The 21,593-nt window shown below is 67.9% G+C and carries 23 protein-coding genes and 1 pseudogene; 16 read left to right on the top strand and 8 right to left on the bottom strand.

Annotated features, from left to right (window positions below; translation table 11 throughout):
- The 11 genes from AC1DHX_RS16740 to AC1DHX_RS16690 form a co-directional block, all read left to right on the top strand.
- The coding region (locus AC1DHX_RS16740; RefSeq protein ID WP_476900259.1) for a VOC family protein at positions 1-718 on the top strand (718 nt) is incomplete at its 5' end.
- Between the two features lie 435 nt (positions 719-1,153).
- Positions 1,154-1,591: a hypothetical protein gene (locus AC1DHX_RS16735; protein WP_476848964.1), complete on the top strand. Its 438-nt coding sequence runs from the start codon at positions 1,154-1,156 to the stop codon at positions 1,589-1,591.
- Positions 1,592-1,809: 218 nt separating this feature from the next.
- A complete protein-coding gene (rpsP, locus tag AC1DHX_RS16730; protein WP_026266438.1) occupies positions 1,810-2,235 on the top strand; it encodes a 30S ribosomal protein S16 in 426 nt (141 codons plus the stop codon).
- 1 nt (position 2,236) lies between these two features.
- Positions 2,237-2,479 (top strand): RNA-binding protein, encoded by a 243-nt coding sequence (locus tag AC1DHX_RS16725; protein WP_018773450.1) that lies wholly within the window; start codon positions 2,237-2,239, stop codon positions 2,477-2,479.
- 123 nt (positions 2,480-2,602) lie between these two features.
- Positions 2,603-3,220 carry a ribosome maturation factor RimM gene (rimM, locus tag AC1DHX_RS16720; protein ID WP_476860302.1) on the top strand — a complete coding sequence of 206 codons (618 nt, stop codon included), beginning with the start codon at positions 2,603-2,605 and terminating at the stop codon, positions 3,218-3,220.
- Positions 3,221-4,084 (top strand): tRNA (guanosine(37)-N1)-methyltransferase TrmD, encoded by an 864-nt coding sequence (gene trmD / locus AC1DHX_RS16715; protein WP_476860301.1) that lies wholly within the window; start codon positions 3,221-3,223, stop codon positions 4,082-4,084. It begins immediately after the preceding gene.
- 235 nt (positions 4,085-4,319) lie between these two features.
- The gene (gene rplS / locus AC1DHX_RS16710) at positions 4,320-4,679 is read left to right on the top strand and encodes a 50S ribosomal protein L19 (protein WP_018773447.1); all 360 of its coding nucleotides are present in this window, start codon (positions 4,320-4,322) and stop codon (positions 4,677-4,679) included.
- 131 nt (positions 4,680-4,810) lie between these two features.
- Complete coding sequence (gene lepB / locus AC1DHX_RS16705; RefSeq protein ID WP_079554792.1) at positions 4,811-5,491, top strand: signal peptidase I; 681 nt, start codon at positions 4,811-4,813, stop codon at positions 5,489-5,491.
- Positions 5,492-6,484 carry a signal peptidase I gene (lepB, locus tag AC1DHX_RS16700; RefSeq protein ID WP_476900258.1) on the top strand — a complete coding sequence of 331 codons (993 nt, stop codon included), beginning with the start codon at positions 5,492-5,494 and terminating at the stop codon, positions 6,482-6,484. It begins immediately after the preceding gene.
- A gap of 10 nt (positions 6,485-6,494) precedes the next feature.
- Entirely contained in the window at positions 6,495-7,160 is a 666-nt protein-coding gene (locus tag AC1DHX_RS16695) for a ribonuclease HII (protein ID WP_476857269.1), read from the top strand.
- A 68-nt stretch (positions 7,161-7,228) separates the two neighbouring features.
- Positions 7,229-7,555: a DUF2469 domain-containing protein gene (locus AC1DHX_RS16690; RefSeq protein WP_018773443.1), complete on the top strand. Its 327-nt coding sequence runs from the start codon at positions 7,229-7,231 to the stop codon at positions 7,553-7,555.
- A 10-nt stretch (positions 7,556-7,565) separates the two neighbouring features.
- Here the strand turns inward: AC1DHX_RS16690 and AC1DHX_RS16685 are convergent.
- Positions 7,566-8,318 (bottom strand): annotated as a pseudogene (locus AC1DHX_RS16685) (biosynthetic peptidoglycan transglycosylase).
- Between the two features lie 605 nt (positions 8,319-8,923).
- Entirely contained in the window at positions 8,924-9,346 is a 423-nt protein-coding gene (locus AC1DHX_RS16680) for an HAD domain-containing protein (RefSeq protein WP_476860299.1), read from the bottom strand.
- A 171-nt stretch (positions 9,347-9,517) separates the two neighbouring features.
- Between AC1DHX_RS16680 and AC1DHX_RS16675 the strand changes: the two genes are divergently transcribed.
- From AC1DHX_RS16675 to AC1DHX_RS16655, 5 genes are all read left to right on the top strand, one after another.
- Entirely contained in the window at positions 9,518-9,874 is a 357-nt protein-coding gene (locus AC1DHX_RS16675) for a YraN family protein (protein ID WP_476860298.1), read from the top strand.
- Positions 9,875-11,422 (top strand): YifB family Mg chelatase-like AAA ATPase, encoded by a 1,548-nt coding sequence (locus AC1DHX_RS16670; RefSeq protein ID WP_476860297.1) that lies wholly within the window; start codon positions 9,875-9,877, stop codon positions 11,420-11,422.
- A 45-nt stretch (positions 11,423-11,467) separates the two neighbouring features.
- Positions 11,468-12,655: a DNA-processing protein DprA gene (gene dprA / locus AC1DHX_RS16665; protein ID WP_476860296.1), complete on the top strand. Its 1,188-nt coding sequence runs from the start codon at positions 11,468-11,470 to the stop codon at positions 12,653-12,655.
- A gap of 48 nt (positions 12,656-12,703) precedes the next feature.
- On the top strand, positions 12,704-13,684 hold the full coding sequence (locus AC1DHX_RS16660; RefSeq protein WP_476860295.1) for a tyrosine recombinase XerC: 981 nt from the start codon (positions 12,704-12,706) through the stop codon (positions 13,682-13,684).
- Between the two features lie 381 nt (positions 13,685-14,065).
- Positions 14,066-14,569: a DUF3145 domain-containing protein gene (locus tag AC1DHX_RS16655; protein WP_026266435.1), complete on the top strand. Its 504-nt coding sequence runs from the start codon at positions 14,066-14,068 to the stop codon at positions 14,567-14,569.
- A 132-nt stretch (positions 14,570-14,701) separates the two neighbouring features.
- Here AC1DHX_RS16655 and fabF read toward each other — a convergent pair whose 3' ends face one another.
- From fabF to AC1DHX_RS16625, 6 genes are all read right to left on the bottom strand, one after another.
- Positions 14,702-15,937, bottom strand: a complete 1,236-nt coding sequence (fabF, locus tag AC1DHX_RS16650) for a beta-ketoacyl-ACP synthase II (protein ID WP_028275211.1) — start codon at positions 15,935-15,937, stop codon at positions 14,702-14,704.
- A 177-nt stretch (positions 15,938-16,114) separates the two neighbouring features.
- Entirely contained in the window at positions 16,115-16,360 is a 246-nt protein-coding gene (locus AC1DHX_RS16645) for an acyl carrier protein (protein ID WP_018773434.1), read from the bottom strand.
- A 202-nt stretch (positions 16,361-16,562) separates the two neighbouring features.
- Positions 16,563-17,624, bottom strand: a complete 1,062-nt coding sequence (locus tag AC1DHX_RS16640) for a beta-ketoacyl-ACP synthase III (protein ID WP_026537071.1) — start codon at positions 17,622-17,624, stop codon at positions 16,563-16,565.
- Positions 17,621-18,550, bottom strand: coding sequence for an ACP S-malonyltransferase (locus AC1DHX_RS16635; protein WP_476857276.1), 930 nt, complete (start codon positions 18,548-18,550; stop codon positions 17,621-17,623). The genes AC1DHX_RS16640 and AC1DHX_RS16635 overlap by 4 nt, the downstream gene beginning before the upstream one ends.
- 87 nt (positions 18,551-18,637) lie before the next feature.
- The gene (locus AC1DHX_RS16630) at positions 18,638-19,882 is read right to left on the bottom strand and encodes a PucR family transcriptional regulator (RefSeq protein ID WP_476900257.1); all 1,245 of its coding nucleotides are present in this window, start codon (positions 19,880-19,882) and stop codon (positions 18,638-18,640) included.
- Positions 19,883-20,097: 215 nt separating this feature from the next.
- Positions 20,098-21,593, bottom strand: a 1,496-nt coding sequence (locus AC1DHX_RS16625; RefSeq protein ID WP_476863762.1) for a transketolase-like TK C-terminal-containing protein, incomplete at its 5' end; no start/stop codon positions are given.

Raw genomic sequence — 21,593 nt, 5'->3', positions numbered from 1 at the left:
GCGCCAGCAGAAGCCGCTGGTGCATCTGGCGCCTGCCCCGGGCCTGAATCTACCTTCCCGCGGCGAGGCCGGGCTCTTCCACACCGCCCTCCTCTTCGAGGACCAGCACTCCCTGGCGGCCACCATCGCCACTGCGGCCCAGTACGAGCCCCAGTCCTTCACCGGCAGCGCGGACCACCTCGTCAGCGAGGCGTTCTACTTCAACGACCCCGAAGGCAACGGCATCGAGCTGTACTGGGACCGGCCGCGGGCGGCGTGGTCCTGGGAGGGCAAGAACGTCGTCATGGACAGTCTCGCCCTGCCGCCGCAGCGCTACCTGCAGCAATACCTGACCGAGGAGTCCGTGGCCGGCCAGCGCCAGGCCGCCGCCGGCGTCGGGCACGTCCACCTGCAGGTCGGCGACGTCCAGTCGGCGCATGATTTCTATGTCGGCACGCTCGGCTTCGAAAAGACGGCGGGCTGGCACGGCCAGGCGCTGTTCGTCTCGGCCGGCGGCTACCACCACCACATGGCGATGAACGTCTGGAACAGCCGCGGCGCGGGCCCCCGGCGCGACACGCTGGGCCTGGGCGAGGTCCTCATCGAGGTGCCCTCCGGCGACGACGTCGCGGCCCTGGCCGACCGGCTCAAGGTTGCCGGCGTCGAATCCCACCACACCGGCGCCGAGCTGCGCTTCGAGGATCCGTGGCGCAACCGGATCCGCGTCGCCGTGCGCTAGAAGTTCTCCCCAGGCAAGCTGATCGCTGGACATGTCCAGCGCGCAGAGCTTCCCGCTTGACATGTCCACTCTTCGCCGGCGGGAACGCTGGGCATGTCCACTGCGCGGAGCCGGGACTCCGGAACATGTCCATTGCTCGCAGCCGGGAATGGACATAGTTGCCATATGTCCAGTACTCGCAGTCGGGGGAGGGCATGTCCACGGGCGGGGTCGGGTTCCCCGGGCCAGCGAGGGACATGTCCACTCTTCGCCAGCAGGACACTGGAACATGTCCATTGCTCGCAGCCGGGAATGGACATAGTGGCCATATGTCCAGTGCTCAGGGTCAGGGGAGGGCATGCCCAGCGGGCGGGGCGGGGCCGTGCTGAAGCGGCTAGGCTGAAGCGACGCCGAAAACAGCGGTCTGCGGACCGCCGAACCCTAAGGACCAGCTGCATGGGATTCACCGAACTCTTTGTGTCCACCCACGAAGAAGCCCTCAAGCGCGCCGGCGCACTGGAAGGTGGCGGCCCGGCCGCCCCGGGCGCCGTCCGCATCCCGGAGATCAGCGATTTYGAGGTGGAGCGGCTGGGAGACCTCGCCGGCGTCGCCGTGCACGCCCCGGGCGCGGACTATGAACTGGCCATGGTCGACGTGGCCAGCGACTCGCTGCTCGGCGTCCCGGCGGCAATGGTCCGCACGCTGGCGGAACTGCTCAGCTATGAAACCGAAGGGGAGGGCGAGGTCCTGGAGGATGTCGCCGCCAACTGGGCCGCCGAGGAGGACATGCCCTTCGGCCCCGACGAGGCCCGGGACTATGTCCGCCGGATCGCCGAGCTCGCCGCCGGCGTCGACCCCGCCACCAGGTCCGGCCTCTACGTCTGGACGTCCTGACCGGCCCTCGAGGCCGCTTCCAGGCCGCGCGCTGGTGCGCCGGGCACGTGTCAAGTCGAAATCCTGCCGGTGATCTGGCACAATGAACAGGTACTCGATCTGCGTGGCCCCTCTCTCCGCGTCTGGATCTTGTCCTTTAGAACCCCCAAGTACGGCCCGCCCCACGGGTGCAGAACGCCGGGCTCGACCCCGTTTCAGAAACAGGAGTGACCACAAAAGTGGCCGTAAAGATTCGCCTTAAGCGCTTCGGTAAGATGCGCGCACCGTACTACCGCATCGTCGTCATGGACTCACGCTCCAAGCGTGATGGCCGTGCTATCGAAGAGATCGGCAAGTACCACCCGACCGAAGAGCCCTCGTACATCGAGGTCGACACGGACCGTGCCCAGTACTGGCTCGGCGTCGGCGCACAGCCGTCCGAGCAGGTCGCCGCGATCCTGAAGATCACCGGTGACTGGCAGAAGTTCAAGGGTCTCCCGGGCCAGGAGGGAACCTTGAAGACCAAGGCTCCCAAGGCTGCCTTCGTTACCCCGGAAAAGGGTTCCGTGATCATCCCGGAAGCCATCACCAAGAAGGCCAAGAAGGACGAAGCTGCCGAGGCTCCCGCCGACGCCGCCGAAGCAGAGACCACCGAGGCTGAGTAAATTGCTGGCAGAAGCGCTCGAACACCTGGTCCGCGGGATTGTTGACAGCCCCGAGGACGTCAAGGTCAGTGCGAAGAACAACCGCCGCGGGGAAACCCTCGAGGTGCGCGTTCATCAGGACGACCTCGGACGGGTGATCGGCCGGCAGGGCCGGACCGCACGCGCACTGCGCACTGTGGTTGCGGCGCTGGCGGACGGCGAGCCGGTCAGGGTCGACGTCGTCGATACCGACCGCCGCCGGTAGCGCGTTCAGCACTACTTGTCTTAAGTCCGGCCCCTTCACCAGATAATGGTGGAGGGGCCGGACTGTTTTCCCGTAATTCCGCACCAGAGAATACAGAATTACCAACCCCGAACAGAGGAACAGATGCAGCTCCAGGTGGCACGAATCGGCAAGCCCCACGGCATCCGCGGCGAAGTGACCGTCCAGGTGCTCACGGACGCGCCCGGCGACCGTTTTGTCCCCGGCACGCAGTTCATCGTGGAACCCGCCTCGGCCGGGCCGCTGACGGTAATCAGCGCCCGCTGGAACAAGGACATCCTGTTGCTGGCCTTCGATGAGATCGAGACCCGCAACGAGGCCGAGACCCTGCGCGGCGCCAAGCTGTTCATCGAAACCGAAGACATCGGCGCCGAGGACGACGACGAGGGCTGGTACGAGCACGAGCTCGTGGGCATGGAGGTCCGGGTGGGCAGCAACGTGGTCGGCAAAGTCTCAGGACTGCACACCCTGCCGGTCCAGGACCTGCTGGTGGTCACCACGGATGAGGGCAAGGAAGTCCTGATCCCGTTCGTCGAACAGATTGTGCCCGAGGTCAACGTGGGTGAAAAGTACGTCCTCGTCACCCCGCCGCCCGGACTGTTCGAAGTCAACACGGACGAGGCGCCCGAGGCCCAAAACCCCGAGGCCCAAAACCCCGCAGCCCAGGCTCCGAAAGCCGAGGGTGCCGCGGCCCGGAACTCCGAAGAGCAGGGCATCGCGTAGATGAGAATCGACGTCGTCAGCATCTTTCCGGAGTACCTGGCCCCGCTGGAGCTGTCGCTGATCGGCAAGGCCCGCCAGGACGGCCTGCTGGACCTCAAGGTCCATGACCTGCGGGACTTCACCACCGACCGGCACCGCACGGTCGATGACACCCCCTACGGCGGCGGCGCCGGCATGGTCATGAAGCCCGAACCCTGGGCTCAGGCCCTCACCGCCGTGGCCGCCGGGCGGTCCGGGGACGCAGGGGACGCCGGCGCACCTGACGACGCCGGCACCCCCGGCACTCCAGAGTCTGCCGGCCCGGAAGCTGCCGCCAAGCCTGTCCTGATCGTCCCGTCGCCGGCGGGGGAGCGCTTCACCCAGGCCACCGCCCATCAGCTCGCCGAGGAAGACCAGCTGGTCTTCGCCTGCGGGCGCTATGAGGGCATCGATGAACGGGTCCTGGAATGGGCCGCGGAGCACTTCACGGTGCGCCCGATGAGCCTGGGGGACTACGTCCTCAACGGCGGCGAGGTCGCCGTGCTGGCCATGGTTGAGGCCATCGGCCGGCTGCTGCCCGGCGTCGTCGGCAACCCCGAGTCCCTCGTGGAGGAATCCCACTCCGACGGCCTCCTTGAATACCCCGTCTACACCAAGCCCTCCAGCTGGCGGGACCGCGACGTCCCGGCCGTGCTGCTGAGCGGCAACCACGGAAAGATCGCCCAGTGGCGCCGGCACGAGCAGTACCGGCGTACCGCCGAACGCCGCCCCGACCTCCTCGCGGAGTTCGACGCCGGCAAGCTGCCGCGCGCGGACCGTACGGCCTTCTCCGACCTGGGGTACGACGTCGTCGACGGCCGCCTGCTGCGCCGTCCCGACGCCTAACCGCCGGGATTGGGCTAACCCGCACAAAATGTGGCAAAATTAGTCCTTGTGCCTGCTGGGTTGCGAACCTGCCACAGGGGGAGCGCTACCAACAGCCCGGCACCCCGGCCCCGTCTACTCCTGACAGGGCCGGATTGACAAACTTTCGGCGGAAATTTCCGGGCGGCGCATGCCACCGGCCCTGACCGCCGTAACCCAACGTGAGTGACCTGTGGCGTTCACCAGGAGTGGATCAATGCATATCCTCGATTCCGTAGATGCAGCCTCGCTGCGCACCGATGTTCCCGAGTTCCGCGCGGGTGACACCATCAAGGTTCACGTGAACATCATCGAAGGCAAGAACTCCCGCGTCCAGGTCTTCCAGGGCTTCGTCCTTGGCCGCCAGGGCGATGGCGTCCGCGAAACCTTCACCGTCCGCAAGGTCTCCTTCGGTGTCGGCGTAGAGCGTACCTTCCCGGTGCACTCCCCGATCATCGATAAGGTCGAGCTCGTCTCCAAGGGTGACGTGCGCCGCGCCAAGCTTTACTACATGCGCAACCTGCGTGGTAAGGCCGCGAAGATCAAGGAAAAGCGCGACTTCCAGACCGCCAAGTAAGCCTTTTTCGTCTTCCACGACAGGCTTCCACCGCGGATCCACGGACCGTATCCGGTGCGTCAGCTAGTGCGGCGCCGGAGCTATCCGCAACAGCGCACATTAGTTCACGACAGCGCCAGGGGATACGGAACATGGAACAGCCAAAACGCCAGCCCAGGAAACCGGGCTGGCGTTTTGCGTTGCTGGCCCTGGTGCTCGCCGTGGCCATCAGCGCCGTGGTCCGCTCCCTGTGGGTGGACATCTTCTTCATCCCGTCAGCCTCCATGGAGCCGCTCCTGCACACGGGGGACCGGATCGTGGTGGCGCGGACCGGCTTCCAAGCTGAGCCCTTGGGCCGGGGCGACGTCGTCGTCTTTGACGGCCGCGGTTCCTTTGCCCCGCTCAACAGTGGCAACGGCCCCGTGGTGGATGCCCTCGCCGAAGCCGGACGCTGGCTTGGCCTTGCGGGCAGCGACACCACGTATGTCAAGCGCGTCATCGGGCTGCCCGGCGACCGTGTGGTCTGCTGCGACGCCGGCGGCCGGCTCACAGTCAACGGCCAGCAAGTTGCGGAACCGTATGTGTATCCGGGGGACACCCCGAGCGATGTGAAGTTCGCCGTCCAGGTTCCTGCCGGGCGGCTCTGGCTCATGGGGGACCACCGCTCGATGTCCGCCGACTCCCGGAGCCTCCTGGGCGCCCCTGGCGGGGGCATGGTGCCGCTGGAACGCGTCATTGGCAGGCCGGTACAGATCATCTGGCCGCTTGATAGATTTGCAGCAGTAGCGCGGCCCGAACCGGCTGCGACAACGACGACGACGAACGGACAGTAGATGCCCGAGACCGAACCCCGCACTCCTGATCCGCAGGGCCAGGACCGACCCCGGGTTACGGCCTCGGCGATTCCCGCGGATGAGCCGGCGGATCCACCGGCTGGTGCGCCGGCTCCTGCTCCGGCGCCGGCTCCTGCGTCGCAGGACGACAGCGCCGGTGCGCAGCGCGCTGATCGTATCCAGGCTGCCCGTATCGAGACTTCCCTCACCGCGGCTGGGCCGACCACGCCTGAGCCGACCGGGAGGGASCGGGCCGACGGCCCCGCCCACGCCGACCCGACCTCCCGCCGGGCCAGGAAGGCCAAGGCCCGTGAAGGGCGCAGCCCGCTCTTCCTGTGGCTCAAGGAGGTTGCCACGGTGGTCGTCGTGGCGATCGTGCTGTCCTTCCTGATCAAGACCTTCCTGTTCCGGGCCTTTTACATCCCGTCCGAATCCATGGTCAACACCCTCGATGTGAACGACCGCATCTTCGTGAACCTGCTCGTGCCCGAGCCCATGGCGCTCCAGCGCGGGGACGTGGTGGTGTTCCGGGACAGCCAGGGCTGGCTCGCCCCCGCGGCCCCAAAGGCCAAGGGCCCCTTCACCTGGGTGCAGGACGGGCTGACGTTCGTCGGTTTGCTGCCGGACAACTCGGAACAGCACCTGGTCAAGCGCGTCATCGGGCTCCCGGGTGACCACGTGGTCTGCTGCGACGCCGGCGGACAGCTCACCGTCAATGGCGCGCCGCTGGACGAGAAATACATCAATGCCGCAGAGATTCCCCAGGTCCGCGACTTTGACGTCGTCGTGCCCGCGGGCAAGGTCTGGGTCATGGGCGACAACCGCAACCACTCCGCGGATTCGCGCGCCCATATGGACACCAACGGCGGCTTCGTCAACGAATCCGACATTGAAGGCAAGGCCGCCGTCATCGCTTGGCCGCTGAACAGGATGTCGGCCCTGGACAACTACCCGGACGTCTTCCGCAGCGTCCCCGCCCCGTCCGGAAAATAAGCCGCCCGTCATGTCAGCAGCCCCCACCCTCGACTACGAACGCCGCTTCCGCAGCTCCGGCGCACGGCTCCTCGCGGGCATCGACGAGGTCGGCCGCGGCGCCCTGGCCGGTCCCGTCAGCGTGGGGATCGCCGTCGTCGACCTGCAGCAACAGAAGCTCCTGGCCGATGTCCGGGACAGCAAGCTCCTCAAGGTAGCGGACCGGGAGCGGCTGGTGCCGCTGGTCCGGGACTGGAGCGTCGCCTCCGCCGTCGGGCATGCGTCCGCGAACGAGATCGACGAACTCGGGATCATCGCGGCGCTCCGTCTTGCCGGGAACCGGGCCTGGTTTGCCGTGCTCGCCGCCGGAATCAGGCCTGAGGTTGTCCTGCTGGACGGCAGCCACAACTGGCTCTCGCCGGATCTGCAGCCCTCATTGTTTGACGATGCCCCCGCCGAACCCGGCTGCGATGCCCCGGTGCACACACTGGTCAAAGCCGACATGCAGTGCCTCAGCGTCGCCGCGGCCAGCATCATCGCCAAGGTCGAGCGCGATGCGATGATGTGCGGGCTGCACACCCAGTACCCGGCCTACGGCTGGGACGTGAACAAGGGCTACGGCACCGCAGCGCACAAGGAGGCGCTGCGGACCTCCGGTCCCACGCCGTACCACCGGGTCAGCTGGCAGCTGCTCTAGGTGTTCTGGCCGCTCGGGCGCGACGGCCGGTGGCGCGCGGCCGGCGCCGGATGGTGCAAGATGGAACCATGAGTGCCGAGGACCTTGAAAACTATGAGACCGACATGGAGCTACAGCTCTACCGYGARTACCGCGACGTCGTCGGSCTGTTCAGCTATGTGGTCGAGACCGAGCGGCGTTTCTATCTTGCCAACCACGTTGACCTGCAGGCCCGCAGCGCCGACGGCGAGGTCTACTTCGACCTGACCCTGCAGGACGCCTGGGTGTGGGATGTCTACCGCTCCGCCCGGTTCGTCAAGAGCGTCCGCGTCATCACGTTCAAGGACGTCAACGTCGAGGAACTGCCCCGCAGCGAGGAACTCGCCCTGCCCAAGGTCGAGGACCTGGGCAACTGACCTTCGATTCCTAGCCCCCGGGTGGCGCAGGGTTTCCGTTGCGGTCCAGGGCAATGCCCTGCTGCCGCAGCAGGTCCAGCACACTCTCCGGATACGAACCGCAGCCATCCGGGTTCGCGGATCCCCGCTCGGCCGCGTGGTCGGACGCCGTGTCGCCGATGCCGATGGTTGCGACGGCCGCCTTCCATCCGCCGAGCCCCTCGATCTGCTTGGGGACCCACACGTTGGCCGCACCGTTGACGTAGTCCCACACTTTGGGGTGGACCCCCGGGCCCAGATAGATGCCGCCTCCCGCCGCCCGGGTGACGAGTGTGGGCAGTGGCAGGACCCCCATCAATTGCGCGGCCTGATACTCGGACATGTTCCACGGGGGTTCGTCGAAGTAGTACCAGCTCGCCGCGCAGATGCCGTACAGCCTCGGGCCGAACTGCGCGTAGTTCAGTTACAGCTCCATGATCCGTTGCGGGGTCAGGGTGAGGCTGAACTCGGTCGCAAGCCCGGCCTCCAGCCCCTTCCTCAGGGCATTCGTATCAGGCCACAGGAAGATGTTCTTGACCAGCTGCTGCGGGACCGTGGAACCGCTCGGGTCATCCTTGCCCTGCAGGTAGGCGACTGCCCTGTCCCGGAACTCATCGACGGAGAACGCGCCAACACGCGTTCCCAGCTGTTGGTCCTCGTGGGCGACGGCCGCGGCGATGACATAGCGGCTGATGTGGTTCAGGGACACGTACTGGTAGGCGATCGGGCCGCCGGTCTGCAGCATGTAGGCAGTGCGCGGGGGAGCGAACCAGATGAAGGAGACGGCGGCCAGCTCCGTGATGACCACCATGGCGAGAGCGAACTTGAAGACCCTGGCGAGGAACCGCCGCACCCGGTGCTTGCGTTTTCCTGCTGGATCCACCGGCTCGGGCTCTGGAGCGGGGCCTGGCTCTGACCGCACTGGCGCGGGCCGGGATCCTGGCGCAAGCCGCGCTGGTGCGGGCCCGGATCCTGGCTCGGGCCGCGGTGCGGTCTCGGTCTCAGGACGCGCTGGTGGGGGCCAGCTGGGGCCCGCCTGCCTGCCGGGCGGACCTGGTTCCGTAAGCTGCTGCGTTCCCAGCGGCTGGGCCGCTCGATATTCCATACGCCGATCCTTCGGCCGATCCTCAGGAGAGACTACGGACGCCCCGCGGAATTCGAGGGGGTTGGGAAAAGCCTAGGTGGGCCGTGCGGGCATTGGCTACGTTTCGTTGCCTGGCAATCGCATCAACACGTCCTGTCAATGCCGCCACGGATTTGATCGCCCGAAGTGGCCGCCCGGGATCCGCCCAGATCCGGGGCCGTCGGCAGGCGTCGCGGCGAAGTGTCCCAACGTTGGTAGATGTGCACTCATGGGTTATCTCCACTGTTGAGAAATTCGGTTACCTGCTGCGCAACCTCGTCGGAGATTCCCGTCTGCCAAGCGGTCTTGAACAAGGGCTGATCGGCATAAAAGTCAGTGTCATCGTCGACGATTGCATACCGCGCAACTTCCGGATGCCGGTCCAGCCACATCTTCACTTCCTCGCCACGAAAACCTGTGTCCGCTGTCGGAGTAACGTCAAAGGTCTTGCAAACGTGTCTGTCGACTTCTTCACGGCCGCCGGGGATATGCCGCCATGTGGACGTTAGAACAACGGCTGCGTCCGTGTCGAAGATGATCTTGCAGACCTTGGACGCCAGGAAAGGATCGATGCCCATGAAGCCGCGAAAGTTCTGTCTCGTACCAACGCGGTTGACGACACCGTCAATGTCGAGGAAAAGTACCTTCATTCCTTGTTCCTCCTGCAGTTCTTTCGTTCTGCCTTGATTATGCGATCAGCAGTGCTGAGCGGGCTGCGGATACTCTTCTCATCACGCATGTGCTCTTGCAGCCCGGCGACGTTTTCCACATAGCCGAGGTGGGCCCTGTCGTCGTAAGTGGCGGCGCTTCACGCTGGAGGCATGAGAGCTAAGGATGTGCTGGGCCGGCGCGGGGAGGACCTCGCTGCGGACTTCCTACAGGCCCACGGCATGAGGATCGTGGAGCGGAACAGGCGCTGCCCGGAGGGTGAGATCGACATTGTCGCGCTCGACGGCGACGCGCTGGTCATCGCCGAGGTGAAAACCCGGAAATCCCTGGCCTTCGGGCATCCGTTTGAGGCTGTCGGCGCGGACAAGCTGGCCAGGCTCCACCGGCTGGCAGCGGCGTGGTGCCGTGCCCAGGGGCTGTGGATGCCGCTGTGCCGCGTGGACGTGATCGCGGTGGTCGACGACGGCATCCGCGAGCCCGCCCTCGAGCACCTCAAAGGGGTGGGGTAGATGGCTTTGGGCCGGACCTATTCTGTCGCCCTCGTGGGCCTCAACGGCTACATCGTGGAGGTCGAAGCCGACATTGGCCAGACCCTGCCGGCGTTCGTGATCCTGGGCCTGCCGGACGCCTCACTGAACGAGGCCAAGGAACGGATCCGCTCGGCGGCGCAGAATTCGGGGATCCCGCTGAGCCGCCGGAAGATCACGGCCAACCTCATTCCGGCATCCCTGCCCAAACGCGGTTCGGGATTCGACCTCGCCATCGCGATGGCCGTGCTGCTGGCGGCGAATGACATCAGGCCCACGGGCCGCACGGTCTTCATCGCCGAGCTCGGCCTGGACGGCCGGTTGCGGCCAGTGCGCGGTATCCTTCCGGCCGTGATGGCCGCGGTCCGGGCCGGCTACCCGGAGGTCGTCGTGGCCCGGGCCAACGTGGCGGAGGCCGAACTGGTCCCCGGCGCGCAGGTCCGGGGCTACGCCACACTGGCCCGGCTCGCGTTCGACTGCGGCGCGGACCCGCAGGACCTCGCTCTCGACTTCGAACCCGAGACCGAGGACTCCGGCCACCCCGGACCCGGCACCGGTCCCGCCCTGGCGCCGGACATGTGCGATGTCTCCGGCCAGGCGGCGGCGCGGCGTGCATTGGAAGTGGCCGCCGCCGGTGCCCACCACCTGCTGCTGACCGGACCGCCTGGTGCCGGGAAGACCATGCTCGCGGAGCGGCTGCCCGGGCTGCTGCCGGATCTGGGCGACACCGAGGCCATGGAGGTAACCGCCATCCACTCGCTGTGTTCGCTGCCGTCGGGCTCCGTGCAGCTGCTGCGCCGCCCGCCCTACGAGAACCCGCACCACACTGCGACGGCGGTTGCCATCATCGGTGGCGGGTCCGGGCTGCCGCGGCCCGGGGCGGCGTCCCGCGCCCACCGCGGGGTGCTCTTCCTGGACGAGGCCCCGGAGTACGACCGCGGCGTCCTGGACGCCCTGCGGCAGCCGCTGGAAAGCGGAGAGCTGGTCATCCACCGCTCGGCCGGGTCCGCGGCCTATCCCGCGCGGTTCCAGCTGGTCCTTGCAGCCAACCCCTGTCCCTGCGGCAAGGCAACGGGCAAAGGAGTGGACTGCATCTGCACGCCCATCATGCGCCGCCGGTACCAGGCCCGGATGTCAGGGCCGCTGCTGGACAGGGTCGACATCCAGCTCGAAGTCGAGCGGGTCTCGCTCGCCGGCTTCGGCCAACCTGCGGCCGAGGAAGGAACGGCCAGCATCGCGGAAAGGGTCCGGGCGGCCCGGACCCGCCAGCTGGACCGGTTGCTGCCATTCGGGATGGAAACCAACGCGCAGGTGCCGGGGCGGCTGCTGCGCGGGTCGCTGCGGCTCGATGCCCCCACCACCCGCATCCTGGACTACGCACTGGAGCGCGGAGTGCTGACCGCCCGCGGCTACGACCGCGTGCTGCGCCTCGCATGGACCCTTGCGGACCTTTCCCGGCACGACGTCCCGGACGCAGACGACGTCGGGCAGGCGCTGGGCCTCCGGCAGGCCGCCGCGGTCTCACCCTGAGCCTGCCGGCACGAAGCCCACCCCAGCCGTGCGAAAGGAACCACCATGATTGATGACGAACGAACAGCCCGCGCCGCCCTGGCCCGCCTGTTCGAGCCGCAGGACGCGGCGGCCCTGGCACTGGTCCAGGCAGTGGGGGCGCAGGACGCCCTGCGGATTGCCAGCGGCGCGCTGGCCGCCGGTCCCGGGCTCGAACAGGAGATCACTGGAATCCTGGCGGACGGCGGGTGCGGCAGCGGCTGGTCCGGGCTCAGCGAGGCGCTGAAGCGTTGGACCCCGCGCGTGCCCGACCTCGCGCCGGAGCGGGACCTGGCCACCATGCACCGGCTCGGCGGACGCCTCATCATTCCCACGGATGACTTGTGGCCGCGGCAGCTGGCGGACCTCGGACTGCAGGAGCCCCTGTGCCTGTGGTGGCGCGGCGTGGAACAGGAGCTGCCACCGGCGGCCCGGTCCGTTGCCCTCGTGGGCTCCCGGGACAGCACCAGCTACGGGGCATCGGTAACGGGCGACCTCGCCTACTCGCTGGCCCAGCGCGGCTTCACGATCGTCTCCGGCGGCGCCTACGGGATTGATGCCCACGCCCACAGGGCGGCCCTGGCCGGAAGCGCGGGCGGTGTGCCCACCATTGCCGTCATGGCCGGGGGAGTGGACCGCTTCTACCCCGCCGGCAATGAGGACCTTCTGCGGACCGTGGCGAACCGCGGCGCGGTCCTGGCCGAGGTTCCGCCCGGGTCCGCTCCCACCCGCTACCGGTTTCTGCAGCGGAACCGGCTCATTGCGGCGTTGGCCTCCGTCACGGTCGTGGTCGAGGCCCGGTGGCGCTCCGGCGCCCTCAACACAGCCCACCATGCCGAAAGCCTGGGCAGGGCCGTGGGGGCCGTGCCCGGATCCATCCACAGCGCCAACTCCGCCGGCTGCCACCGGCTTCTCCGTGAAGGCGGCGCGGTATGCGTCACGGATGCCGGGGAGATCGCCGAGCTCGCCTCCCCGAGCGGCGAGGCGATGCCCCCGGACAAGGCAGGCCGGTCCGAGGCCCACGATGGCCTGACCCTGGAGGACCTGATCCTGCTCGATGCCCTGCCGCTGCGGACCACCACCTCGGTCGAGAAGCTGGCCGCGGTGGCCGGGCTGAGCCCGGACTCGGTCCGCGCGGGTCTTGGCCGGCTCGGGCTGCTGGGACTGGCSGAATCCCGGCACGGCGGCTGGAAACGCTCCGGGAAGGCGGACTGAGATGGCTTGCTTGACCGGGAAGAAGCGGCTCGCCGAGCGGCTGCTTGAATGCCGGGGGAATACTGCCAGAGTAAGAGGGTGTCTACACAGGATCCCCCCGCTGCCCCGCCGGCCGCGCCCGACGGCGGTATCCGGCTCGCCGCCGCACGCTTCGGCCGCTACCTGGAAGCGGAGCGGGGCCGGTCCGCCCATACCGTGCGGGCCTATCTCTCCGATGTCGAAAGCCTGCTCGCGCACGCCGCAACCGAGGGCGTCCACGACCTTGCCGGGCTGGAGCTCGGGACCCTGCGGCGCTGGCTTGGTGCCCAGAGCGAGTCCGGGAAGTCCCGCGCCACCCTGGCCCGCCGCGCCGCCACCGCCAGAGCCTTCACCGCCTGGGCTGTCCGTGAGGAGCTGATCGAAGCCGACCCCGCCCTGCGGCTCAAGGCGCCAAAGCGGGAGAAGTCCCTGCCCGGCGTCTTGCACCAGCAACAGGTCCGGCGGCTCGTGGACGACGCCGAATCCGCCTCGGCCGAGGGGGAACCGCTGGCCCTGCGCAACCGTGCCATGGTGGAGCTGCTCTACGCCACCGGTGTCCGGGTTGGCGAGCTGGCCGGCATGGACGTCGACGACCTCGACCCGGACCGCAGGACCCTCCGGGTGCTTGGCAAGGGCAACAAGGAACGCACGGTGCCCTATGGGCTGCCGGCGGCGCTCGCCGTCGACGACTGGCTCCGCCGCGGCCGGCCGGCCCTCGCTACCGGGACCAGCGGCCCGGCGCTCTTCCTGGGCGCGCGCGGCGGAAGAGTGGACCAGCGCCAGATCCGCAGCGTGGTCAAGGAGATGCTGGAACGGCTGGGAGACACCGCCGCCACCGGGCCGCACGCCCTGCGGCACTCCGCAGCGACCCACCTGCTCGACGGCGGGGCGGATCTGCGCGCCGTGCAGGAAATCCTGGGGCACAGCAGCCTTGCCACCACCCAGATCTACACCCACGTGTCCGTCGAGAGGCTCCGGCAGAGCTACCAGCAGGCACACCCCCGGGCCTAAGGATTACCGGTCCGGCGCGTCCGGCCGGCCGGAAAAGGCACACAATTCGGCCCGGATTCCTGCCCCGGATTCGGCCCGCATACCTGCCCGGCGCCAAGCGGACCAGGGTCCACCTGCAGGACTACCGAACCATGCACGGCGCGCCGGAAAAGACGCGCCGAATCGCACTGGCGTAATTAGGAGGGGTAGGGCAGAATAAAACTCACGCCCGGGAAGTTTCAAGTTGAACTTGAAGCTGGAATGCACCACGTCCCAGCTTTGAACCCGGCTGTATATTAGTAGTCTGGCAGGGACCGCCGGCATAAATTCGGATCCGCGCAACAGACAGACATCCAGGCACAGGTCGTTGGGGAAGACGTACCTACAGCTATGGAGGATGGAATGTCTGTTGCACTGACCCGAGGTGTGTTGTTCGTTCACTCGGCCCCGACTGCCTTGTGCCCCCACGTCGAGTGGGCCATAGGGTCTGTCGTGGACAAGCGGACGGACTTGGAGTGGACCGCTCAGCCTGCCGCGCCCGGAATGTTCCGGGCCGAGCTGTCGTGGACCGGAACGCCGGGCACGGGGGCTCAATTGGCGTCCGCTCTGCGAGGCTGGGCGCACCTGCGCTATGAAGTCACTGAGGAGCCGAGCCAGGGAGTCGACGGCGGCCGCTGGTCGCACACCCCGGAGCTCGGGATCTTCCACGCCACCACTGACGTCCACGGCAACATCATGGTGTCCGAGGACCGCATCCGTTACGCCTACGAATCCGGCGCCGGCGACCCCTCGGCCGTCTACCACGAGCTCTCGCTCGCCCTGGGCGAGGCCTGGGACGAGGAACTAGAGCCGTTCCGGCACGCCGCCGAAGGCGCCCCCGTGCGCTGGCTCCACCAGGTCGGCTAGGGCCWMACCGGGCGCWCCACCGCAGCAATTCCATAGCTAGGCGCCAAAAAGGCAGATGGCGGCAATGTTCACGAAGAACATTGCCGCCATCTGCCGTCCCGGCGTGCTGCGGGCGTGCTGCTGGTCGTGCAGCTAGACGCTGCGTACCGCGATCACGGCGTTGTGGCCGCCGAAGCCGAACGAGTTGCTCAGCGCGGCGATGCTGCCGGCCGGCAGGTCGCGGGCGGTCGTGACGACGTCGAGCGGGATTTCCGGATCCTGGTTCTCGAGGTTGATGGTCACCGGCGCCTTGCGGTCGTAGATGGCCATGACGGTCAGCACGGCCTCCACGGCACCGGAGGCGCCGAGCAGGTGCCCCATCTGCGACTTGGTGGCCGAGACCGCTACCGAGTCCACGTGCTTGCCCAGGGCGGCCTTGAGGGCCGCGTACTCGGGCTTGTCGCCGACCGGGGTGGAGGTGGCGTGCGCGTTGACGTGAACGATGTCTTCGGGCTGGATGCGGCCATCGAACATCGCAGCCTTCAGCGCGCGGGTTGCGCCCAGGCCCTGGGGGTCCGGGGCGGTGATGTGGTAGGCGTCGGCGGTGACCGAGGTGCCCGCCAGTTCGGCGTAGATCCGGGCGCCGCGGGCCAGGGCATGTTCCTCGGCCTCGAGCACCAGGGCGCCGGCACCCTCGCCCATGACGAAGCCGTCGCGGTCACGGTCGTAGGGGCGTGAGGCGTGCTCGGGATCGTCGTTGCGGCGTGAGAGGGCCTGCATGGAGGCAAAGGCGGCGATCGGCATCGGGTGGATGGCGGCTTCGGCGCCGCCGCACACGACGACGTCGGCCTTGCCGGCGCGGATGAGGTCCAGGCCCACGTGCACGGCCTCGGTGCCGGACGCGCAGGCGGAAACGGGGGTGTGGGCGCCGGCGCGGGCACCCAGGTCCAGGCTGACCGCGGCGGCCGGGCCGTTGGGCATCAGCATGGGCACGGTCATGGGCAGGACGCGGCGGGGACCCTTTTCGCGCAGGGTGTCCCAGGCATCCAGGAGGGTCCAGACGCCGCCGATGCCGGTCGCGAAGGCCACCGCCAGACGGTCGTGGTCGATTTCGGTGATGCCGGAGTCGGCCCACGCCTCACGGGATGCGACCACGGCGAACTGGGTGGACGGGTCCATGCGCTTGGCCTCGACCCGGGTCAGGACGTCCAGGGCAGGGGTGGAGGCGCGTGCAGCGAAGTGGACGGGCAGCTCGTACTTGGCCACCCAGTCGTCCTCAAGCGTGTGCGCGCCGGAGACGCCCTTGAGCGCGTTCTTCCACATCGTGGGGACATCGCCGCCAATGGGTGTGGTGGCACCCAGACCGGTAATGACTACTTTGCGTGCCATGGGATCACTCTCTGTCGGTGCGCCTGCCGTATCCGGAACCGCGAACGGGATGGCCGGGGCCTGCGAGGGGAAAACTTTCGGGTGGTGCATTTCGTGGCGGTGCTGGTGGTCCGGTCCGGGCGCTGCTGCAGCGCCCGGACCGGACACCGGGGTCCGCCGATACCGGCGGATGCCAGACTAGGCCTGGGCGTTGGCGATGAAGCTGACGGCGTCGCCGACGGTCTTGAGGTTCTTGACCTCTTCGTCCGGGATGCGGACGCCGAACTTCTCTTCGGCGTTGACCACGATCGTCATCATCGAGATGGAGTCGATGTCCAGATCCTCGGTGAAGGACTTGTCCATTTCGACAGCCTCCGTGGCCAGGCCGGTCTCTTCGTTGACGATTTCAGCCAGGCCGGCCAGGATTTCTTCGTTGCTAGCCATTGATGGCTCCTTTTCTGGTTGTTGCCCTCGGCTGCCGGTGGAATGCCGGCAGCCTAAGGGCGGAAATGATTCAAACCGAGGGTTCGGCTTGGTGCGGGAATGCTTGCGAGCACAGCATGCGGGGCTGGCCCTGAAATTGAAGGACATGCGGTGCAAGGGTGAAACGGGTGGAACGTATTTAGTTCGGAAAAGCGGTGGCTGCCTAAGGAAGCACGACCACCTGGGCGCCGAAGACCAGACCGGCTCCGAAGCCGATCTGCAGCGCCAGCCCGCCGCTGAGCTCGGGGTTTTCCTCAAGCAGGCGGTGGGTGGCCAGGGGGATGGACGCCGCCGACGTATTTCCGGCGTCGGCGATGTCGCGGGCGATCTTGACGGTCTCGGGCAGCTGCAGCTTCTTGGCCATCTCGTCGATGATGCGCATGTTGGCCTGGTGCGGGATGAACGCGGCGAGGTCCTCGGACCGGATGCCGGCTGCGTCCAGGGCCTGCTGGGCCACCTTGGCCATCTCCCACACGGCCCAGCGGAAGACAGTCTGGCCGTCCTGGCGCAGGGTCGGCCACAGGGAAGCGTCGGTCACGGCCGCTTCCTCATCGCTGACGGCGGCGCCGTGCTTGCCGGTCAGGGCGAGCTCGCGGATGTCCAGCATGGAGTGGGTCATGCCGATGGCATCCCACTTGCTGCCGTCCGAACCCCACACCGAGGGGCCGATGCCGGGCGTGTCAGAGGGGCCGATCACGACTGCGCCCGCGCCGTCGCCAAGCAGGAAGGAGATGGTCCGTTCCGTGTTGTCGATGACGTCGGAGAGCTTCTCGGCACCGACCACCAGGACGTAGGAGGCCGCGCCGGAACGCACCAGGGCGTCGCCCTGGGCGATGCCGTAGCAGTAGCCGGCGCATGCCGCGGAGATGTCGAAGGCCGGGGCCGGCGTCGCGCCGAGGCGGTCGGCGAGGCTCGCTGCGGCGGACGGGGTCGCATACGGGTGGGTGACCGTGGAAACGATCACGGCGCCGAGCTGGGAGGCCTCGATGCCGGCCTTCTGCAGTGCTTCACGTGCGGCGCCCTCGGCCATGTCAATAACGCTGACATCGGCGGGCGCGCGGTGCCGGGTGATGATGCCCGTGCGCTGGCGGATCCACTCATCCGAGGAGTCGATCCACTGGCACACGTCCTCGTTGGTCACGATCACGCTGGGCCGGTAAGCCCCGATACCCATGATGCGGGTGTTGGCCTGCACCGGTGCCTGCTTCAGAGTGGGAACGCTCATGCCCCTCCCTCCAGTTCTGCAAATAGGGCCAGGGCCGCGGAAAGATCGTCCGGGGTCTTGACGGTGACTGTCTTGACGCCGGGCATGCCGCGCTTGGCCAGGCCCGCCAGTGTTCCGGCGGGAGCCAGCTCGATCACGCCGGTCACCCCGCGCTGCACCATCGTCTCCATGCACTGGTCCCAGCGGACCGGCCGGGAGACCTGGGCGATCAGGCTGTCGACGGCGGCGGCGCCGTCGGTGACTTCCGCGCCGTCGAAGTTGGACAGCAACGGCACCTGCGGGTCCTTCGGGTGCAGCGACGGACGCAGGGCCTGCAGGGACGCGCCCGCGGGGGCCATGTGCGAGGTGTGGAACGCGCCCGCGACCTTCAGCGGAATAACCCGGGCCTTGGCCGGCGGGTTCTCCGCCAGGGCCTTCAGCTGCTCCAGGGTGCCTGCGGCGACGGTCTGGCCGGCCCCGTTGACGTTGGCGGCCGTGGCCCCGGCGGCAGCAATGGCTGCCAGGACCTCCGCGGGGTCGCCGCCCACGACGGCACTCATGCCGGTCGGGGTGGCGGCGGCAGCGGCTGCCATGCTGTTGGCGCGTTCGCGGACAAACGTCATGGCTTCGGATTCCGACAGGACACCGGCGAGGGAAGCCGCGGTGATTTCGCCGACGGAGTGGCCGGCAAGGATGACGGGAAGCGTGCCGAGTTCGACGTCGAACAGCGACTTCGCCGTCACCAGGCCCGCAGCAACGATCAGCGGCTGCGCGACTGCGGTGTCCTTGATGGTCTCCTCATCGGAGGTGGTGCCGTGGGCGGTGAGGTCGATGCCTGCTATTTCGCTGAGGGAGGCCAGGAGGCCTGCGACGGGTGGCAGTTCCAGCCAAGGGGCCAGAAAACCAGGGGTCTGGGAGCCCTGTCCAGGGCAAACGATTGCAAGCACGTAACCAGCTTTCCAAATTACCGCGTGAACATTCGTGTTTTCATGCACCAAGCTCACTGGGTCAGTTTGTAGGAAGTCTACAACGGTTCAGGAGCCGTTGCGGGGAGGTTGCCGCTCCGTGGGGGCCTTCGGCGGGGCAGAAAGCCGGCCCACGACGAGGGCGGTCTGGAGCACGAACGCCTCCCGCGGCAGCAGCGGATCCCAGCCGGTGACGTCGCAGACGCGCTTGAGCCGGTAGCGCACTGTGTTGGCATGGACGAAGAGTTCCCGGGCCGTGGCCTCGAGTGAATGGCCCAGTTCGAGGTACGTGCCGAGGGTCTCCACCAGCCCGTTGGAGGCGGCCAGAAGCGGGCGGTAGATGTTCTTGACCAGCGAGCGGCGGGCGGCGTCGTCGCCGGAGATCACCCGCTCCGGGAGCAGGTCATCGGCCGCCACCGGGCGCGGCGCGGAAGGCCACGCGCGGGCCGCGGTGAGGCCGGCAAAGGCGGACTGGGCGGAGCCGCTGGCCTCGAGGAGGGACCCGGCCTCCGGGCCGTAGACCACCGGGCCGGGGGCAAAGAGTTCGCTGAGTTTCAGGTACGCGGTCTCCCGGTCGTGGACCCCGCCCAGGATCAGGATGAGGCGGTCGCCCTGGATCCCCACAAGGGCGTCCTCGGCGAAGCGCCCCGCCGTGCGCCGCAGCTCGCTGACGTAGCTGGCGCTTGGTTCGGACGGGGAATTTCCGACCATGACCGTGAAGCGCTCCTGTGCTTTCCAGCCCAGGGCCGCGATCCTGGACCGCAGCGCGTCGGTGTTTTCGCCACGGAGGATGGCATCGACAATCAGRGCTTCCAGCCGGGTATCCCAGGAGCCGCGGGATTCCGCGGCGCGGGCATAGACGTCGGCGGCCGCGAACGCGACCTCCCGCGAGTAGSGCAGCACGGCCTCCCGGAGGGCCCCCTGGTCCGCTTCCGGGGCGATCACCGGGACCTGGTCCTCGACGACTTCCACCACGATCCGGATCAGCTGGAGCGCCTTCTGCAGGCTTATGGAGCGGGTCAGTTCGGTGGGCGCGGTGCCGAAGACGTCGGAGAGGATCCACGACGGCGAACTTGGCCGTTCGTACCAGGTGACGAAAGCCGCGATGCCGTTCTGGGCCACCATGCCCAGGGCGGAACGTTCATCCGAGTTCAGCCGGCCGTACCACGGCAAGGACTTCTCCAACTGGCGCAGCGTCGTCGTCGACAGCTGGCCCACGCTGGCCCGGAGCTTCTTGAGGGTTTCGGCTTTCTCCGGAGTCATCGCCCTCGAGCTCGGCTTGCGTTTTTCGGGAGTGGTGATCGGCTCTGCCATGCATTGAGCATACGGGGCGGGCCGCCCAAGCTCCATTTGTGCGAAGGCTACAACTGTCCTTGTCCTGCATCACAGCGGCCCGCGGGAGTCCAGAGCGCCCCCGGAGGGAGGCCCGAGGGAGGCCGGAGGGAGGCGGGGCGGTTAAGCGCCCGACGGCGGCTCCCACCTTTCGGTGGGAGCCGCCGTCGAACGTTCGCTCTTGCGCTGAGGCGCGGTTAGGAGTCGCCGCCTGCGTTGCCGGTGGTGCCGGCGTTCACGTTGTGCAGGCGGTACTTCTCGATGGCCTGGGCAGGTGCCTGGGCATCCACTTCGCCCCGGCGGGCCAGCATCTGAAGGGAACGGACCACAACCGAGTGGATGTCGTTCTTGAAGAAGCGGCGTGCCGCGGCGCGGGTGTCCGAGAAGCCGAAGCCGTCCGCGCCGAGCGAGGCAAACTCGTTCGGCAGGAACTGGCGGATCTGGTCCGGCACGGCCTTCATGTAGTCGGTGACCGCCACGATGGGGCCGGTGGCGCCGGCGAGCTGCTGGGTCACGAACGGGACGCGGGCGGGCTGGCCGGGGTTGAGGAAGGAGTCTTCCTCGGCGGCCATGGCGTCGCGGCGCAGTTCGGTCCAGGAGGTCACGGACCAGACATCCGCCGAGACGCCCCAGTCCTCGGCGAGGACCCGCTGGGCTTCGAGGGCCCAGGGAACCGACACACCCGAGGCAAGGATCTGCGTGCGCGGGCCGTCAATCTTGGCCGGCGCCAGCAGGTAGATGCCCTTGATGATGCCCTCGACATCGAGTTCCGCCGGTGCGGGCGGCTGCACGATCGGCTCGTTGTAGACAGTGATGTAGTACATCACGTTCCGCGACGGATCGTTGTCGGCAATTTCTTTCCCGGCTTCGCCGGGGCCGTACATCCGGTTGAGGCCGTCACGCATGATGACGCCCATCTCGTAGCCGTATGCCGGGTCGTAGGTGATGACGGCCGGGTTGGTTGCCGCCAGTATCGGGGAGTGGCCGTCGGCGTGCTGCAGGCCTTCGCCGGTCAGCGTGGTGCGCCCTGCGGTGGCGCCGATGATGAACCCGCGGGTCATCTGGTCGGCGGCGGCCCAGAAGGAATCGCCGGTGCGCTGGAAGCCGAACATCGAGTAGAAGACGTAGACCGGGATGAGCGGTTCGCCGTGGGTGGCGTAGGACGTGCCGGCGGCGGTGAAGGCTGCCACGGATCCGGCCTCGTTGATGCCGGCGTGTACGATCTGGCCGGAGATGGACTCCTTGTACGCCAGGACGAGCTCGCGGTCCACGGAGAGGTAGTTCTGGCCGTTCGGGTTGTAGATCTTCGCCGTCGGGAAGAACGCGTCCATGCCGAAGGTGCGTGCCTCATCGGGGATGATCGGCACAATCCGCTTGCCGAACTCCTTGTCCCGCATGAGGTCCTTGAGCAGGCGGACGAACGCCATGGTGGTGGCGGCGTGCTGCTTGCCGGAGCCGCGGTTGGCGACTTCGTAGACCTTCTCGTCCGGGAGGGTGACGTCGGCGTGCTTGGAGCGCCGCTCGGGGACGAAGCCGCCGAGTTGCTTGCGGCGGTCCATCAGGTACTGGATCTCCGGGGAGTCCATGCCGGGGTGGTAGTACGGCGGCCGGTAGAGGTCCGCTTCGAGCTGGTCGTCCGTGATCGGGATGCGCAGGTGGTCGCGGAAGGCCTTGAGGTCCGCGAGGGTGAGCT

The sequence above is a fragment of the Arthrobacter sp. 05N33_2 genome (assembly GCF_056397425.1).
The sequence above is the reverse complement of the archived record's forward strand: the minus strand, read 5'-3'. Positions and strand labels throughout refer to the sequence as shown.

What these genes read in the sequence shown, in the direction of transcription:
- rimM (WP_476860302.1), top strand. Translation starts at nt 2,603, where the DNA reads ATGCAGCTCCAGGTGGCACGAATCGGCAAGCCCCACGGCATCCGCGGC.
- trmD (WP_476860301.1), top strand. Translation starts at nt 3,221, where the DNA reads ATGAGAATCGACGTCGTCAGCATCTTTCCGGAGTACCTGGCCCCGCTG.
- rplS (WP_018773447.1), top strand. Translation starts at nt 4,320, where the DNA reads ATGCATATCCTCGATTCCGTAGATGCAGCCTCGCTGCGCACCGATGTT.
- lepB (WP_079554792.1), top strand. Translation starts at nt 4,811, where the DNA reads ATGGAACAGCCAAAACGCCAGCCCAGGAAACCGGGCTGGCGTTTTGCG.
- AC1DHX_RS16695 (WP_476857269.1), top strand. Translation starts at nt 6,495, where the DNA reads ATGTCAGCAGCCCCCACCCTCGACTACGAACGCCGCTTCCGCAGCTCC.
- AC1DHX_RS16680 (WP_476860299.1), bottom strand. Translation starts at nt 9,346, where the DNA reads ATGAAGGTACTTTTCCTCGACATTGACGGTGTCGTCAACCGCGTTGGT.
- AC1DHX_RS16675 (WP_476860298.1), top strand. Translation starts at nt 9,518, where the DNA reads ATGAGAGCTAAGGATGTGCTGGGCCGGCGCGGGGAGGACCTCGCTGCG.
- AC1DHX_RS16670 (WP_476860297.1), top strand. Translation starts at nt 9,875, where the DNA reads ATGGCTTTGGGCCGGACCTATTCTGTCGCCCTCGTGGGCCTCAACGGC.
- AC1DHX_RS16660 (WP_476860295.1), top strand. Translation starts at nt 12,704, where the DNA reads ATGCCGGGGGAATACTGCCAGAGTAAGAGGGTGTCTACACAGGATCCC.
- AC1DHX_RS16655 (WP_026266435.1), top strand. Translation starts at nt 14,066, where the DNA reads ATGTCTGTTGCACTGACCCGAGGTGTGTTGTTCGTTCACTCGGCCCCG.
- fabF (WP_028275211.1), bottom strand. Translation starts at nt 15,937, where the DNA reads ATGGCACGCAAAGTAGTCATTACCGGTCTGGGTGCCACCACACCCATT.
- AC1DHX_RS16645 (WP_018773434.1), bottom strand. Translation starts at nt 16,360, where the DNA reads ATGGCTAGCAACGAAGAAATCCTGGCCGGCCTGGCTGAAATCGTCAAC.
- AC1DHX_RS16640 (WP_026537071.1), bottom strand. Translation starts at nt 17,624, where the DNA reads ATGAGCGTTCCCACTCTGAAGCAGGCACCGGTGCAGGCCAACACCCGC.